The following is a 16,415-nucleotide window of genomic DNA, read 5'->3' as shown; positions in this document are numbered from 1 at the left end:
AATGTGATGTCAAAGAGGAATTTTTTCATATGGTTACGCACGGTGCTAAACGTAAAACGTTAGCGCTCGCAGTCGCGGGTGCATTGTTAGGTACGGGGTTTATGGCGACCCCAGAGGCTAAGGCTGAAGGCTTTGTTGATGATTCAACCCTGACGGGGGGGATTTACTATTGGCAGCGTCAGCGTGACCGTAAGGATTTAAAGCCAGGTAGCGCAGAGTATGGCAAGTACGTCGCGAACCTGCACCACTCGACATTTAATGCCAATTTGGACTTCTCTTCCGGTTATGCCGCAGAGATGTTCGGCATCGACTTAGCCGCTTTCGGCGCAGTGGAAATGACTAACAGTGGCCCGGCGGCACCAAACGAAATTGGTTTCAGTGATGCCAAAACGCGCTGGGACGAAAAATGGACGGGTGATAAGAGTGGCGTCAGTGTTTACAAGGCGGCCGCCAAATTCAAGTTAGGCGATTTCTGGGCGCGTGGCGGTTATATCCAACCAACGGGCCAAACACTGTTGGCACCACATTGGAGCTTTATGCCGGGCACTTACCGTGGTGCCGAGGGCGGCGCGAAATTTGATTTCGATACCGCCGGTGCTCTGTCCATGTCTTACATGTGGACTGATGAATATAAAGCGCCGTGGTATCAGAATATGTACAACTTCAGGCAGGCCGATGGTAAAACCGGTGTGAGCTACCTGCATTCATTTGGTGCCAAATACGACTTCAAAAATAAATTGGTACTGGAAGCGGCATTCGGTCAGGCCAAAGATTATATGGATCAATACTTTGCCAAGGCATCTTATGCTTTCCCAGTTGCCGGCAATGATTTGCGCACTTCCTACCAGTTCTACGGGGCAAAAGACAAAGTTGACGGCGGTTTTAAAGATGTTAATGACGTCTATGACGGCCTGGCTTGGTTACAAGCACTGACCTTGGGCTACACCACCGGTCCATTTGACTGGCGTTTAGAGGGGACTTGGGCCAAAGCTGATGGTAACCAAGGTTACTTCCTACAGCGGATGACGCCAGGTTACGCGACTTCAAATGGCCGTTTGGATGTGTGGTGGGATTCCCGCTCTGACTTCAATGCCAATGGCGAAAAAGCGCTGTTCGGCGGCGTGATGTATGACCTGAAAAACTGGAATATGGCCGGTTGGTCAGTCGGGACTTCCTATGCTTATGGCTGGGATGCAAAACCCAGCACCAATCCAATCTTTGACCAGAGTGTGCGTTTGAAAGAATCCGCCTGGAACTTTGATATTCTCTACACCCTGCAAGAGGGCCGGGCGAAAGGCACATTATTCAAACTGCATTACACCATGTATGACAATCACACCAATATCCCAAGCTATGGCGGTGGTTTCGGCAACATCTTCCAAGATGAAAAAGACGTTAAATTTATCGTGATTGCGCCATTTACCATCTTCTGATTTTACCCGTTTGATTGCCAACCCCGGCCGGTGTGCCGGGGTCATAATGGAGTGTCAGCATGAAAAAAATACTTTTTATTATTACCGCGGTGATGGGATTAACTGCTTGTGCCACACCTGGCCCGGTTCAGCCAGAAGACAGTAAACTGAAGCAAGCATACAGCGCCTGTATCAATGCTAGCGAAGGCCAGCCGGAAAGATTAATTCCCTGCAAAGCGGTGCTGAATGTTTTGAAACAAGAGAAAGCGCACCAAGCCTTTACCGACAAAGAGACTGTCCGCGTATTGGATTATCAGCGCTGTATTGATGCGGCCCATACGGGCAATGGCCAGGCTTATGACGCGCAGTGTGGCAAGCTTTGGCAAGAAATTCGCAGCAATAATTAATCCACAACAATTAATCCACAACAAAAATTAATCCATATCAGGCAGTTGAACTAACAATAATTCTGTCAGCGACAATACTTCAGTAGTGGCTTTGGCAACGGTTATTTATTAAGGATGAGGTTAGTGATGAACAAATTCAGATTAAATGCGTTAGCGGCGATAACCGCAACCTTTGGCTTGATGGGGTACGCACATGCGGACACCACCAATCAGCAGATTGTTGATCAGCTCAGCACGTTGAAAGTTAACTATAAAGTGCTGGATAACCGTGCTGCTGAAAATGGCGTGGATTGCGCTAAATTGGGTGCTGACTGGGCCTCATGTAATAAGGTATTAATTACTCTGACCAACACCGGGGATGAGATAAAAGGCCAGGACTGGGCCATTTACTTCCATAGCATTCGTCAGATCCTGACGGTAGATAACGACCAATTTACCATTACTCACCTGACCGGTGACCTACACAAAATTGAGCCTAGCGCCAAATTTACCGGCTTCCCGGCGAATCAAGCGGTTGAAATCCCTATCACTGGCGAATACTGGCAGTTATTTGCCACCGACTTTATGCCGCGTTGGTATGCCACTTCAGGTGATGCGCAGCCAAAAGTGCTAAAAAGCACTGATACTGAGGATATTAACGAGTATTTGACTCAATTTACCGGCGATCAATGGAAGCGCACCAAAGACGATAATAATGTGCTGATGACACCGCAATCGCGCTTTAGCAAAAATGAAGCGGTAAAAACATTGGCGGCGGCAAACCTGCGCGGGCAGATTATCCCCACCCCTATGGAAGTGAAGATTCACGCCCAAGATGCTGATTTAACTAAAGGTGTGGCTCTGGATTTGAGTGCATTACCCAAGCCCGCGGCCGAGGCTGCCCAGCAGCGTTTTGAATTACTCGGCCTGACGGCCAACTCTGCCGGGTTCCCGATTAAAACCTCAATCCAGCCGGCGGCCTTTAATGGCGAATTAGCCGTTTCCGGTGCCTATGAGCTGAAAATCGGCGAGCAGGGGGCGCAAGTTATTGGTTTTGACCCCGCCGGGGTGTTCTATGGTTTGCAATCGATTCTTTCTTTAGTGCCGACGGATGGCAGCCAGAAAATAGCGACATTGGAAGCAAAAGATGCGCCGCGTTTTGAATATCGTGGTGTTTTCCTTGATGTCGGCCGTAACTTCAAAACTAAAGATGCGGTGCTGCGTTTACTGGACCAGATGGCGGCATATAAGCTGAACAAATTCCACTTCCACTTGAGTGATGATGAAGGCTGGCGCATTGAGATCCCAGGGCTGCCAGAATTGACAGATGTGGGGAGCAAGCGCTGCCACGATTTGACGGAAAACACCTGTTTACTGCCGCAATTGGGTTCTGGCCCAGAGAGCAATAATCTGGGTTCCGGCCATTTTACCCGTGATGATTATATTGAAATTCTGAAATACGCCAAAGCTCGCCAGATTGAAGTCATTCCTGAAATTGATATGCCCGCTCATGCTCGTGCGGCAGTGGTATCGATGGAGGCGCGTTACAACAATTTGATGAAGCAGGGCAAAGAGCAAGAAGCTAACGAATTCCGCTTGGTTGACCCGACAGATGACTCTAACACCACTTCGGTTCAGTTCTATGAGCGTAAAAGTTATCTGAACCCATGCTTGGATTCTTCAAAACGCTTTGTCGACAAAGTGATTGGCGAAATGGCCCAGATGCACAAAGAAGCGGGGATGCCGCTGACCACCTGGCATTTCGGCGGTGATGAGGCGAAAAACATTCGTCTGGGTGCCGGGTTCCAGGATAAAAATAGCCCGCTTGAGCCGGGTAAAGGCATCATTGATAAGAGTGTGGAAGATAAGCCGTGGGCCAAATCACAGGTATGTCAGGATTGGGTCAAGCAAGGCAAAGTTCAGGATGTTGAGCACCTTTCCAGCCACTTTGCCATTGAAGTCAGCAAGCTGGTTAATGCCCATGGCATCGAAAAAATGCAAGCCTGGCAAGATGGTTTGAAAGATGCCAAAGATGCCAAAGCCTTTGCCACCAAACGGGTTGGCGTTAACTTCTGGGATACTCTCTATTGGGGCGGTGCCGATTCCATCAATGATTGGGCCAACAAAGGTTATGAAGTGGTGGCCTCAAATCCGGATTACGTTTATTTCGATATGCCGTATGAAGTTAACCCAAATGAACGCGGTTACTACTGGGCCACTCGTTTTAATGATGAAGCTAAAGTCTTTAGTTTCGCCCCCGATAACATGCCACAAAATGCTGAAACTTCGGTTGACCGCGACGGTAATCACTTCAGTGCGAAGAGTGATAAGCCATGGCCGGGTGTGCACGGTATTTCTGGGCAATCGTGGAATGAAACCGTGCGGACGGATGAGCAAATGGAGTACATGATTTTCCCACGGGTATTACCTCTGGCTGAACGGGCCTGGCATCGTGCTTCTTGGGAGCAGGATTATAAAGCGGGTCGCGAGTACAGCGGCGCAACGCACATGGTTGATACCAAAGCGTTAAATGCCGATTGGCAGCTATTTGCTAATCTCATGGGTCAACGCGAACTGGCAAAATTGGATAAAGCCGGTATTGCATACCGCTTGCCGGTGCCGGGGGCGCGTGTTGTCAACGGTGTATTGGAAGCCAATATCTCCTTGCCGGGGCTGATTATTGAGTATTCCACTGATGGCGGCCAGCAATGGCACAAATATGATGCCAAGGTTCAGCCTAAAATCAGCGGTGACATGCTGATCCGCTCGAGCAGCCCGGATGGTAAACGTAGTAGCCGCGCGGAGCCGGTTAAAGTTTGATTTTTGTTTTAAACCGCTGTGTCTGATGTTAACTCCTGTTTATCCGATTTTTAGGTAAACATTATTAAGTGAAGTTGAGTTGATGGTTTTCCCCCGGCAAGTCCGGGGTTTTTTTTTGCGTTAGATTTATTTTATGCAGGGAATTGTGGGCGGAGGGTATAAATAATAATGACCACCTGACTCCCGACCGAGGTTATCTCGGATAGCTGGGCGGGAAAGGCGGCCATCTTGCGGATGGGGTATGTTCTGGTCCGGATTAAAAACACACCCTAAGGCTATTGGGTACTTAAAATCTCAGTGCTTAAAATCTCTATACTTTATCGTGCGCAGACTCATTTTCACGGCAATCGCCGGTTTCACAGTGGCCGTACAGATACAGGCTGTGATTGGTCAGCTTGATACCATGCTGTTTAGCAATTTCACGTTGAAGTGACTCAATGGATTCATTACTAAACTCAATCACTTTACCGCAATCCAGGCAAATCAGGTGATCGTGATGATGCTGCTGCGTCAGCTCAAAGACTGATTTGCCGCCCTCGAAATTATGGCGGGTAACAATACCGGCATCATCAAATTGATTTAGGACTCGATACACCGTCGCCAAACCAATTTCTTCACCGATATCGATCAGCTTTTTATAAAGATCTTCCGCGCTGACGTGGTGGCATGCCGGGTCTTGCAACACTTCCAGAATCTTAAGCCGGGGCAGTGTTACTTTAAGGCCAGCGTTTTTTAAGGCTTTGTTGTTGTCAGTCATGCGGATTCAGTCCTGTTACTATCGATTCAAATTAAGGCTGTTCAGCCTATGACATCCGTGGCGCAATAATTACAATTGCGTCTCATTATAGAACTGCTAGCCCCAAATGAAAACCGTGGTTGTTAACAAAGGTATAATTGCACACTTTGTCAGATTAATCATGCAATGTATTGATGAATGGGATTGTTGCATCATTTAAGTATATGGCCGCCAGACGTAACGTTACAAATTTGTAGCGGTTTATTTTCATTTTGCGCGGATGAAGATGCGGATTTGTGGGTGGCTTAACAGAGTATGGCGAGTGTGGGGCGGTAACGAAAACGCGCGGCAATGTAGAACATCAACCTCGCGTTTCCGATTTACCCGTTACACTTCAAGCGGCAAGGCGTTGGTTGCCTGGCTGCTTCTTGAAGGATTTAGCGGGCATGACAAATTAGCCTGCGATCTCGGCCAAATTCAGTTCTTCACTGATTTGTTTTACCCAAGCTTGCACACGTTCATTGGTCAGTTCTGGTTGTCTGTCTTCATCAATGGCTAAACCAATAAAGTGATCATCATCCGCTAAGCCTTTGGAGGCTTCGAAGTGATAGCCGGCGGTTGGCCAGTGGCCGACGATTGCAGCACCGCGCGGTTCAATAATATCGCGCACGGTTCCCATCGCATCACAGAAATATTCTGCATAGTCTTCCTGATCACCACAACCAAACAAGGCGACCAGTTTGCCATTGAAATCAATCTCTTCCAGTGTCGGGAAGAAATCATCCCAATCGCACTGGGCTTCACCGTAATACCAGGTTGGGATCCCGATCAGCAAAATATCGAAGCCTTCCAAATCTTCTTTGCTGCTTTTGGCAATGTCGTGAACCTCAGCAACCTCTTTGCCCAGTTGCTTTTGGATCATCTTGGCAATGTTTTCGGTATTGCCAGTATCGCTGCCAAAGAAAATGCCTACAGTTGCCATATAACTTAATACCTTTTAAATTCAAATAATTGTGAAAATTACCAAGCACTCTGCCCGATAATATAACACATGTATAGGGCGATATAATGCCAGAAAATCTCGCCATGCCGATATCAAGTTTATGCGATATTAAATTTTTGTGAGTCGCTCAACCTTATAACACCATTGCCGATAACCTTCGTGTAACTGAAAGGTTGCAATTTGCGGTGCCAGGGGGAGAACCATCAGATGAAAGTCTGCTGGGAAAGGAGTTGTCGTGAGCTGTATGGAGCGTCCTTTATTGCTTTTCGGTCATCAAATAACACCCGAGCGTCTAACGGTAACTATCCGATATATAAGGGGAACGAGCATGCAGTTGTTAAGAAATATTACTATCAGAGCCGCACTACTTTGGGTACTTGGGGCATTTTGCCTGCTATGGGGTGGGGTATCCGCTTATACATTGTTATCACTGAACCAACTGACACAATCCTCTAATGCTAATAGCGTGTTGGTGGAAAACATGAATTTGGTGAATCAGGGGACGGAACAATACTTTCGGATGGTGACACGCCTTGCCCGTGCAGTGGATTATCGTCAGAGCGGTAACCTGACCGATGCCGATAAAGAACTTAAATCATCCAATGTAGCACTTGAGAATCTGAAAAAAGCGCTAGCGCAGTTTAAAGCCATTGACCATGCACAGCTTGACCCCGCGTTAGTCAGTGCCGTGATTAATGGGTGGAGTGGATTAATTGAGCAAGGTGTTATGCCGCTTTATCAGGCGGCGATGGATAATAATAGTGCGGTTTATCAAGATGTAGCGAAAAAGACCGTCCCCGCGCTGAGCCGCCAATATGGTTCTGTGGCGGAGAGTTTTAATCAGGCGGCATCAAAGGCCATTGGGGTGGCTAAAGAGCAATTTACGCATCTGACAAAAGTGAGCAGCATGATATTAATTGCTGCTTTGGTGGCAGGATTAGTGATTTTATTGGCAACAGACCGCTATCTGCTCGTCAACATGGTTCGCCCATTGGATGATATCCGCGCCCATTTTCGGGTGATTGCTTCAGGCCAACTGGGTCAGCCCATTGCTGATTTTGGCCGCAACTGTGTCGGGCAATTATTTCCGCTGCTGCGTGATGTGCAAGGCAGCTTGGTGAATACGGTCAAAGCTATCCGTAACAGCACTGATGGGATTTATCACGGGGCGGCAGAAATTTCTGCTGGCAATACGGATTTATCATCACGCACGGAGCAGCAGGCGGCGGCATTGGAACAGACGGCTGCCAGCATGGAGCAGTTAACCGCCACGGTAAAACACAATGCAGATAATGCCCATCATGCCAGCCAATTGGCGGCAAATGCTTCTATTACGGCGAAAAAAGGCGGAGCGCTGGTGGCCGATGTGGTGCATACCATGGATGAGATTTCGGCCAGTTCACGCAAAATCGCGGAAATCACAACTGTGATTAACAGTATAGCTTTCCAGACTAATATTCTGGCGCTGAATGCTGCTGTGGAAGCGGCCCGGGCGGGGGAGCAAGGTCGTGGTTTCGCCGTGGTCGCCAGTGAAGTACGCAATCTTGCCCAGCGTAGTGCGCAGGCGGCAAAAGAGATTGATAGTTTAATCACGGAGTCAGTGAACCGGGTGAGCAGCGGTTCCGCATTGGTAGAAAGTGCTGGGGTAACGATGGATGAAATTGTCCGCTCCATCACTAATGTTACTGATCTGATGGGGGAAATTGCTTCTGCCTCTGATGAGCAAAGTAAAGGGATAGCTCAGGTCGGGCAGGCGGTGGCTGAAATGGACAGTGTGACTCAGCAAAATGCCGCATTAGTACAAGAAGCTTCCCGTGCGGCGGCTTCACTTGAGGAACAAGCGACTCAGCTAAACCAAGCGGTGGCGGTGTTTAAATTGCGCGCAGAAGATGCGCAGGCAAAAGCGACGGTTAAGCCGCGGGTCAAGATACTGGTGGCGACGCCGGTGACCAAGGTGGATAACCATGCCAACTGGGAAACGTTCTAATCCGGTGTGTTTAAATTTAGGGTGAGGATATTGGCGTGGCGCAATCACTTACGCCACGCCGTCGTGATAACCGGTAGGGTTAAAACCCTTCTTGTGAGTGCGCTAATTGAGCCAGCAACATCTGTTCAATCAGTTCACTGCGGCTGATGTTACGCTGCTCAGCAAGGCTGTTGAGAGCATCGACGGCATCGGCATTAATCTTCAGTTCCACGCGTCGTAAGCCACGTACTTTATCGCGCCGTAGTTGATTTCGCTTATTAATTCTAAGCTGTTCATCACGGGATAATGGGTTTGTTTTCGGGCGCCCCGGACGGCGTTCATCTGCGAACAGATCCAGCGTCGTGCGGTCCGTTTGTTCTTTTGCCATAGGTAGCGGTACTACAAGGGATTTACATCAGAAATTTCTGACGATTCGGTTTACACGTTTCAGGCCGGTAGTTTTCTGATTTGAAGCGGCGAATAACACCGCGACTCCAATCCATTAGGGTATGAACCAACAGCCTGAATTTGCATTTGCCACCACACTGCGCAGCAAATTTATAGCGCGCCATAATACCCCAGCCAACCGAGCAACGACAATGGTTTACTGCGATTAGATTGGGCTAATTCATTCTTTTTTGCACAATTTTTCCACAGGAAATACATTTCTTTTCCCCAGGGTATGATTTTTAATCAACATCCAGCGCGCAAGGACGTTTTTTATTCTGCGCTATTTTTCGCCAGCATTGTCATCATCAATAAAACGGTGAATTGCACGTAATACCGAATCTGGTTTTTCTGCATGGACCCAGTGACCGGTTCCGGCAACAACATAGGCACGGGCTTGTGGAAATTGACGGGCAATCTCAGCGCGATAACTATCCTGAATATAGGGCGATAACTCACCGCGAATAAACAAAATAGGGTGGGGCGAGGGTGCAATAGGTTGCCAGCCGACAATATTTTCGTATTGCTCCCATAATGCCGGAGCATTAAAACGCCACTCGCCGTGGTGGAATGATTTCAATAAGAATTGAATAACGCCCTCTTCCTTGATTAATGCGCGCATCAGTTGAGCGGCTTCCTGGCGCTGAGTCACCCCTGCGGCACTGACAGCATTAATTGCGGCGAAAATCTGGTCATGACGGCGGACTTGATAATTGATGGGGGCGATATCTATGGCGATCAGTTTTTCAATGCGATCGGGGGCAATGGCGGTCATTGCCATCGCCACTTTTCCCCCCATGGAATGGCCGATAATTATCGCTTTTTCTAGCGCGAGATTATCCATCAGTTCTAGCACATCCTGCGCCATCGCGGGATAATTCACTTCCGGCGTGCGGGGGGATAAACCGTGGTCACGTAAATCGACCTGAATCACATCATGGTCTTTATGTAAGTCGCGAGCCAGCACCCCGAGGTTATCAAGATTGCCAAACAACCCATGGATCAGGATTATCGGCAGGGACGGTGTGGGAGACTGTGCTTTTTGTAAGCGGAAATTTAATTTCATGGTGAAGTTCATACTGAGAGATATTGCGGTTAGGGTATCATGACTGAGCAAGTGTGTGCTGCTCCACCATTAGGGTTCATGCGGATTATTCAGTTGTGGTTGATGTGATGGGGATTTATCGCGGATAAAGCCATGATAAAGGTACTCGTTAGCGCGCTTTGACTTTATAATCCTAAGATATACATAAGAAAGTAGAAAACCGTACTGGATAAAGATGAAAACTATTGAACTCGACGAAGAACTTTATCGCTACATCGCCAGCCATACCCAGCACATTGGTGAGAGCGCATCCGACATTTTACGGCGCATGCTGAAATTTACTGCCGGTCAGCCGGAACCTAGCGTATCTCCCCATCACTCAGATAGCCGCCATGATGTCGCTCAAACGGTAGCGGCTGCCGCGCCACGGGATCGGGTGCGTGCCGTGCGTGAATTATTGTTATCTGATGAGTATGCTGAGCAAAACCGGGCGGTGAACCGTTTTATGTTGGTGCTGTCGACATTATATACTTTGGATGCTCTGGCATTTGCCGAAGCGACTGAATCTTTACATGGCCGTACCCGTGTTTATTTTGCCGGTGATCAACAGACTTTGTTGCAAAATGGGACGCATACCAAGCCTAAACATGTGCCTGGTACGCCATACTGGGTGATAACCAATACCAATACTGAGCGTAAGCGCAGCATGGTGCAACATATCATGTTGACAATGCAGTTCCCGCCGGAGCTGGCTGAGAAAGTCTGCGGGACTATCTGATTTCATTTAACCATCCTCTTTTACCGTTGTTGGCTTTGAATGCGCCATTAGGGTAAAAGTGCAAGCTGATAGGGAGTCGTGACTGTGGCTAATCACCCTCGTGCTGGGCAAGCTGCTCAGCAAAGCGATTTGATTAATGTTGCTCAACTCACATCGCAATATTATGTATTGCAACCTGAGGCTGAAAACCCAGCCCATGCGGTTAAGTTTGGCACGTCGGGCCATCGTGGCAGCTCATTGCGCCACAGTTTTAATGAAACTCATATTCTGGCGATTGCTCAAGCTATCGCCGAAGTGCGCCATCAGCACGGGATTACTGGCCCGTGTTATGTGGGTAAAGATACCCACGCGCTGTCTGAACCGGCTTTTATTTCGGTGTTGGAAGTGCTGACGGCGAATGGTGTGGATGTGGTGGTGCAGCAGGATAACGGCTTCACCCCAACGCCGGCGATTTCCCATGCCATTCTTTGCTACAACGCGCAGGGTAAAGATTTGGCGGATGGTATTGTCATCACCCCATCACACAACCCACCGGAAGATGGCGGCATTAAGTACAATCCACCCAATGGCGGCCCGGCCGATACCAATTTGACTTCGGTGATTGAAAAGCGTGCTAACCAATTACTCAGCCTGAAATTAGAGGGCGTCAAACGCCAGACGCTGGATAAAGCTTGGCGTGGCAATCATCTGCGGGAGCAGGATTTGATTCAGCCGTATGTGGAGGGTTTGGTCGATGTTGTTGATATCCCAGCCATTCAACATGCGGGCCTGAAGCTCGGTGTCGATCCACTCGGCGGTTCTGGCATTGCCTACTGGCAGCGCATTGGCGAGCATTATAAGTTGGATCTGACGCTGGTGAATGATGCTATTGATCAGACTTTCCGCTTTATGCATCTGGATCACGACGGGGTTATCCGCATGGATTGCTCATCAGAATGCGCGATGGCGGGCCTGCTGGCGTTGCGGGATAAATTTGATTTAGCTTTTGCCAATGATCCTGATTATGACCGCCACGGTATTGTGACGCCAGCCGGGTTGATGAATCCGAATCATTATCTGGCGGTAGCCATCAATTATCTGTTCCAGCATCGCCCATTGTGGGGCGCTGATGTGGCGGTGGGTAAGACGTTAGTCTCCAGTGCGATGATTGACAGAGTGGTGGCTGATTTGGGCCGCCAGCTGGTGGAAGTCCCGGTCGGTTTCAAATGGTTTGTTGATGGGTTGCACGATGGCAGCTTTGGCTTTGGTGGTGAAGAGAGCGCTGGAGCCTCTTTCCTGCGCTTCAACGGTAAACCTTGGTCGACGGATAAAGACGGCATTATTATGTGTCTGTTAGCGGCTGAAATCACTGCGGTTACCGGCCGAAATCCACAGCACCATTATGATGATTTGGCACAGCGTTTTGGCGCACCAAGTTATAATCGGATCCAGGCTCCGGCCACGCAGGCACAGAAAAATGCGCTGGCCAAGTTGTCGCCTGAGATGGTGAAAGCCAGCACTTTAGCCGGTGACCCTATCACCGCGCGTTTAACCACCGCTCCGGGTAATGGTGCCTCTATTGGTGGGCTGAAAGTCATGACCGAGCACGGTTGGTTTGCCGCGCGCCCATCGGGTACCGAAGATGCTTACAAAATTTACTGTGAAAGTTTCTTGGGCGCTGAGCACCGCGAGAAGATTGAGCAGGAAGCCGTCGATATTGTCAGTGACGTATTAGCCGGTAAACAGTAACGTCGTATCGCTGGCTATAATGCAGCAGAATCAAGCGGAGAGCTTATTGCCGTTTGATTCTGACTCGCCAAAACCACAGTGAATAATCTGTTTTGCCCGAGATTATCCCAAGGCAACCATCAACGCACCCGCCGTAATCAGGGCGACCCCTAACCCTGCAACCAAAGAGATTTTTTCGCCAAACAGAATAAAGGCCAAAATGACGGCGAAAACTACACTGAGTTTATCAATTGGGGCCACTTGCGAGACATTCCCGTTTTTGATCGCCATAAAATAGAATAGCCAGGATAATGCACCGGCAACACCACTGAGTACCACAAAAAGCAGTGCTTTTTTATCGGCTAATACTGTGCCGACCAGATTAAATTTTCCCTGAATAATCACGACGCCGACTAAGAAGAGTGCCATGACCACCGCACGCACCGCGGTTGCTGTATTGGCATCCAAATGTTGTAGGCCAATTTTACCGAAGATGGCGACTAAAGAGGCCGACAGGGCAGACAGGAGGGCATAAATTAACCAGGTGCTCATAATAAATAAAACCCATTATCATTAAAAAACCTGATGCTACTCCGCTGGGCGGTTTTTTCCCACTATCAATCCCCAATCTGGTGATTAATCGCGGCTACGGAATAAAGCGATAGCCGACACCTGTTTCGGTTAACAGATGCTTAGGTCGGGTCGGGTCGGTTTCTAATTTTTGGCGAAGATGGCCCATATAAATACGCAAGTAATGGTTGTGTTCGACATAATTTGGCCCCCAAACTTGGCTGAGTAACTGGCGTTGGGTAATGACCTTGCCGGCATTCGCTAATAATGCCGAAAGTAAACGAAATTCAATCGGCGTCAGATGGAGGTCAACTCCCGCGCGGGTGACCTGGCGGTTAATCAAATCCACACTGATATCCGAAAAATTGATTAATGGGCTCTCCTGACTTCCGCCACTGTGGCGGCGCAGGGCAACACGCACTCGCGCGAGTAATTCACTGATACCAAAGGGTTTACTCAAATAATCATCCGCACCGGCATCCAGTGCCGCGACCTTGTCCTCTTCACTGTTGCGTGCAGATAACACAATAATCGGGATAGCGCTCCACTGACGTAGATCTTGAATATAACTCAGGCCATCACCATCCGGCAGGCCCAAATCTAAAATAATGAGATCCGGCTTGCGTGTTCCAGCTTCAATCAGGCCGCGTTGCAGTGTATCACTCTCAAATACACGCCAGCCCTCACTCTCCAGTGCAATGCGAACAAAGCGCCGGATCTCTTTTTCATCTTCAACAATCAGGATGTTAGTCGGGGATATGGTCAATTCTCCTCTGGCTTGTCACACGGCAAACTGCTGGCGCGTTGGCCGCCTGGCGGCAATTTGAATTATTTAGGATATATCACTTTTCAGTATCAATATTTTCACCATCAATTTCCGGGGGTTTTTCCAGGGGTAAGGTAAAGTGGAAACTCGCGCCGCCGTCTTGACCCTTTTCCACCCAGATACGCCCGCCGTGTACATCAATAATGGCACGGCATATGGCTAAACCCAAGCCCACCCCAGGAATTGCTGACTCTTTGTTACCACGAGAAAATTTATCAAAAATCAGTTGCTCCTGCCCAGCCGTGACACCGGGGCCGTTGTCCCAAACTTCAACATTCAGCCACTCACCTTGCACGGTGGCGCGGATCCCCAACAATGCATCATAACCGGCGTATTTATGGGCATTTTCCAGTAAGTTAATAAACACTCGCTCCAGCAAGCTGCCATCACAATTAATCAATACCATGTCACCGGGTAGCTCGACACGAATCTGGTGGTGACTCAGTGTTGTTTCCAGCATATGCAAGGCGCTGCCGACGATTTCTTCCAGTGACTGCCATTCTTTGCGCAGATTAAAACCACCAGATTGGATACGGGCCATGTCCAGCAAATTGTTAACCAGCCGGGTGGTGCTTAATACTTGCTGGCGAATTTGGTTGGCTTGTGGCGCATGGCGCGAACCTTCGGCGGCCAAATCGAGTGTCAGGATTTCAGCCTGGCCAAATAGCACTGTCAGCGGTGTACGTAAATCATGGGAAAGTGCGGCCAGCAAGGAGTTGCGCAGTTGCTCGCGTTCCGCATCCAGTTTTGCCAATTCGGCGCTGCGGGCCAAATGTAACCTTTCCAAGGCATTGGCAATCAAGCTGGTAAAGGTTTGCAGCAAGCGCTGTTGCTCAGGCACCATTAACTGGCGTAGGTTGGCCGGTTCAATCGCCAGCACGCCGTAAGTTTGCTGTGATGCAGTGAGCGGCAGTAATTGGTAGGGCACTCCCGGCAAGGTATCGGTACCCGCGCCAGCTGGCGCGCCTCGGTCAAAGCTCCAGCGGGCAATGGCCTCATTCACAGAAAGCGCGCCGCCCTCGTCGGTGGTGATTTGTTGTAAACGCCCATCTTCTTGTGGCAACAGCAAGTCGGTTTTAGCTTGGAAACTGCTGGAAAGAAAATGGCGGCTGGTTTTGGCGATATCCGCCGCGGTGAGGGTGCGGCTTAAACCGCGAGACATTTCATACAGATGGCGGGCGCGTTGCTCTCGATAGCGGGCAATTCTGGCCTGATAACGCACACCGGCGGTTAAGTTACCCACCACGATACCGACAATCAGCATGACGGCAAATGTCAGCAGATATTGCACATCAGTGACCGCCAGTGACCAGTGCGGTTGGACAAAAAATAGATCAAAACTGGCAACATTGATAAATGCTGCCAACACCGAAGGCCAGCGGCCATAAAACAGTGCAATAATGACCACGCCGAGCAGATAAACCATCACTAGGTTGGCTTGGTCGAAGCCCGGTATTAGCCACTGTGATAATATCGTGATCAGCGCGCACAGGCCGATGGCGGCGGCACAGCCGCGTAATTGCATCCGCCATTTTTCGGTGAAGGTGCGCGAGTCTGTCTCCTTGACAACACTGCTGGGGGTATCGCCCTCCAGTGCAATAATCACCAAATCTAAATCCGGCCCAAGTTTACCCAAGCGGTCAGCAAAACTGCCACGTAATTTCCAATGTTTCTCTGTGCGGCGGCCAATAATAATTTTGCCCAAATTGTGTTCGCGCGCGTAGCGTAATATTGCTTGTTCTTCACAGGGCTCCGATAAGGTCGCGGTTTCAGCCCCCAACTCTTGTGCCAGTTTGAGGCTGCGCAATATTGCGCGGCGCTTGGCTTCGGGTAAGCGGTGTAGCCGGGGCGTTTCAACATATACCGCGTGCCAGATACAGCCCAGCCGCGCCGCCAGCCGGGCGGCTGTGCGCACCAGTTTTTCATTGCCACTATTGTGGCCGATACACAATAAGATGGCATCGCGGGTATGCCAGACACGTTCGCGCCCTTGAGTGTCACGAAAAGCGCGCATCTGGTCGTCAACCCGGTCAGCAGTACGGCGCAGCGCCAACTCGCGCAGGGCAATCAAGTTACCTTTGCGGAAAAAATGCTCAATAGCGCGTTCGGCTTGCCCCGGGATATACACTTTCCCCTCATTGAGGCGCTGGCGTAGGTCATCGGGGGGGAGGTCGACCAAGACCACTTCCGTGGCCTCATCAAACATATGGTCGGGTACCGTTTCCCGCACCCGAATTCCGGTTACGCCCCCGACCACATCATTCAGGCTTTCCAAATGCTGTACATTGACCGTGGTCAGTACATCAATGCCGGCATCCAGCAGCTCTTCGACATCTTGCCAGCGTTTGGGATGGCGCGAGCCATGGGCATTACTGTGCGCCAGTTCATCCATAAGGATCAAGGCCGGATGGCGGGCGAGGGCGGCATCCAAATCAAATTCGCGCACTTGGCGATTACGGTGATGAATGCGCTTTGGCGGCAACATGGCCAGCCCTGCCAGCAATGCGGCGGTTTCACTGCGCCCGTGGGTTTCCACCACTCCAACTAATACATCCAGCCCCTGTGCCCGCAGGCGCTGGGCTTCTTGTAGCATGGCGTAGGTTTTACCCACCCCCGCGCAAGCCCCAAAAAAGACTTTTAGCCGACCACGGGATTTTTCATTCGCCACCGCAAGCAGGCTGTCGGGGTTTGGGCGGGTTGGTTCTGCATCCACCATGTT

The 16,415-nt window shown here is 49.7% G+C and carries 13 protein-coding genes; 6 read left to right on the top strand and 7 right to left on the bottom strand.

The genetic code is table 11. From position 1 onward, the window contains the following. Positions 1-29: 29 nt before the first annotated feature. The 3 genes from chiP to D5F51_RS12790 all read left to right on the top strand — a co-directional run bounded on the left by chiP (position 30) and on the right by D5F51_RS12790 (position 4,618). Positions 30-1,433 (top strand): chitoporin ChiP, encoded by a 1,404-nt coding sequence (gene chiP / locus D5F51_RS12800; protein ID WP_129197146.1) that lies wholly within the window; start codon positions 30-32, stop codon positions 1,431-1,433. Between the two features lie 59 nt (positions 1,434-1,492). Continuing rightward, complete coding sequence (chiQ, locus tag D5F51_RS12795; RefSeq protein WP_025377582.1) at positions 1,493-1,819, top strand: ChiQ/YbfN family lipoprotein; 327 nt, start codon at positions 1,493-1,495, stop codon at positions 1,817-1,819. A 126-nt stretch (positions 1,820-1,945) separates the two neighbouring features. Next, on the top strand, positions 1,946-4,618 hold the full coding sequence (locus tag D5F51_RS12790; RefSeq protein ID WP_129197143.1) for a beta-N-acetylhexosaminidase: 2,673 nt from the start codon (positions 1,946-1,948) through the stop codon (positions 4,616-4,618). A gap of 310 nt (positions 4,619-4,928) precedes the next feature. Here the strand turns inward: D5F51_RS12790 and fur are convergent, their stop codons facing one another. Beyond that, a complete protein-coding gene (gene fur / locus D5F51_RS12785) occupies positions 4,929-5,375 on the bottom strand; it encodes a ferric iron uptake transcriptional regulator (protein ID WP_025377584.1) in 447 nt (148 codons plus the stop codon). A gap of 433 nt (positions 5,376-5,808) precedes the next feature. Next, the gene (gene fldA, locus D5F51_RS12780; protein ID WP_025377585.1) at positions 5,809-6,336 is read right to left on the bottom strand and encodes a flavodoxin FldA; all 528 of its coding nucleotides are present in this window, start codon (positions 6,334-6,336) and stop codon (positions 5,809-5,811) included. Between the two features lie 349 nt (positions 6,337-6,685). Here fldA and D5F51_RS12775 point away from each other — a divergent pair, with 349 nt between their 5' ends. After that, entirely contained in the window at positions 6,686-8,344 is a 1,659-nt protein-coding gene (locus D5F51_RS12775; protein WP_129197141.1) for a methyl-accepting chemotaxis protein, read from the top strand. A gap of 79 nt (positions 8,345-8,423) precedes the next feature. On the opposite strand, the gene ybfE is transcribed toward D5F51_RS12775, so the two are convergent. Both ybfE and ybfF read right to left on the bottom strand, forming a co-directional pair. Continuing rightward, complete coding sequence (gene ybfE, locus D5F51_RS12770; protein ID WP_005163374.1) at positions 8,424-8,711, bottom strand: LexA regulated protein; 288 nt, start codon at positions 8,709-8,711, stop codon at positions 8,424-8,426. 342 nt (positions 8,712-9,053) lie between these two features. Continuing rightward, positions 9,054-9,836, bottom strand: coding sequence for an esterase (gene ybfF, locus D5F51_RS12765; RefSeq protein ID WP_025377586.1), 783 nt, complete (start codon positions 9,834-9,836; stop codon positions 9,054-9,056). Between the two features lie 214 nt (positions 9,837-10,050). On the opposite strand from ybfF, the gene seqA reads away from it, so the two are divergent. Both seqA and pgm read left to right on the top strand, forming a co-directional pair. After that, positions 10,051-10,593, top strand: a complete 543-nt coding sequence (seqA, locus tag D5F51_RS12760; protein ID WP_129197139.1) for a replication initiation negative regulator SeqA — start codon at positions 10,051-10,053, stop codon at positions 10,591-10,593. A gap of 84 nt (positions 10,594-10,677) precedes the next feature. Then, positions 10,678-12,321 (top strand): phosphoglucomutase (alpha-D-glucose-1,6-bisphosphate-dependent), encoded by a 1,644-nt coding sequence (gene pgm / locus D5F51_RS12755; protein WP_129197137.1) that lies wholly within the window; start codon positions 10,678-10,680, stop codon positions 12,319-12,321. A 102-nt stretch (positions 12,322-12,423) separates the two neighbouring features. Here pgm and D5F51_RS12750 read toward each other — a convergent pair whose 3' ends face one another. The 3 genes from D5F51_RS12750 to kdpD form a co-directional block, all read right to left on the bottom strand. Further along, positions 12,424-12,852 carry an EamA family transporter gene (locus tag D5F51_RS12750; RefSeq protein WP_129197135.1) on the bottom strand — a complete coding sequence of 143 codons (429 nt, stop codon included), beginning with the start codon at positions 12,850-12,852 and terminating at the stop codon, positions 12,424-12,426. A gap of 94 nt (positions 12,853-12,946) precedes the next feature. Continuing rightward, a complete protein-coding gene (kdpE, locus tag D5F51_RS12745; RefSeq protein WP_025377589.1) occupies positions 12,947-13,636 on the bottom strand; it encodes a two-component system response regulator KdpE in 690 nt (229 codons plus the stop codon). A 76-nt stretch (positions 13,637-13,712) separates the two neighbouring features. Continuing rightward, positions 13,713-16,412, bottom strand: a complete 2,700-nt coding sequence (kdpD, locus tag D5F51_RS12740; protein WP_129197133.1) for a two-component system sensor histidine kinase KdpD — start codon at positions 16,410-16,412, stop codon at positions 13,713-13,715. Positions 16,413-16,415: the final 3 nt, after the last annotated feature.

It is taken from the genome of Yersinia hibernica, from assembly GCF_004124235.1.
In the GTDB taxonomy this organism is placed as follows: Bacteria; Pseudomonadota; Gammaproteobacteria; order Enterobacterales; family Enterobacteriaceae; genus Yersinia; species Yersinia hibernica.
This window is presented reverse-complemented; position numbering and strand designations above follow the sequence as displayed.

Coding starts and splice junctions, on each gene's coding strand:
- D5F51_RS12790 (WP_129197143.1), top strand. CDS start 1,946: ATGAACAAATTCAGATTAAATGCGTTAGCGGCGATAACCGCAACCTTT.
- chiQ (WP_025377582.1), top strand. CDS start 1,493: ATGAAAAAAATACTTTTTATTATTACCGCGGTGATGGGATTAACTGCT.
- fldA (WP_025377585.1), bottom strand. CDS start 6,336: ATGGCAACTGTAGGCATTTTCTTTGGCAGCGATACTGGCAATACCGAA.
- kdpD (WP_129197133.1), bottom strand. CDS start 16,412: ATGGTGGATGCAGAACCAACCCGCCCAAACCCCGACAGCCTGCTTGCG.
- chiP (WP_129197146.1), top strand. CDS start 30: ATGGTTACGCACGGTGCTAAACGTAAAACGTTAGCGCTCGCAGTCGCG.
- D5F51_RS12775 (WP_129197141.1), top strand. CDS start 6,686: ATGCAGTTGTTAAGAAATATTACTATCAGAGCCGCACTACTTTGGGTA.
- ybfF (WP_025377586.1), bottom strand. CDS start 9,836: ATGAAATTAAATTTCCGCTTACAAAAAGCACAGTCTCCCACACCGTCC.
- D5F51_RS12750 (WP_129197135.1), bottom strand. CDS start 12,852: ATGAGCACCTGGTTAATTTATGCCCTCCTGTCTGCCCTGTCGGCCTCT.
- seqA (WP_129197139.1), top strand. CDS start 10,051: ATGAAAACTATTGAACTCGACGAAGAACTTTATCGCTACATCGCCAGC.
- ybfE (WP_005163374.1), bottom strand. CDS start 8,711: ATGGCAAAAGAACAAACGGACCGCACGACGCTGGATCTGTTCGCAGAT.
- fur (WP_025377584.1), bottom strand. CDS start 5,375: ATGACTGACAACAACAAAGCCTTAAAAAACGCTGGCCTTAAAGTAACA.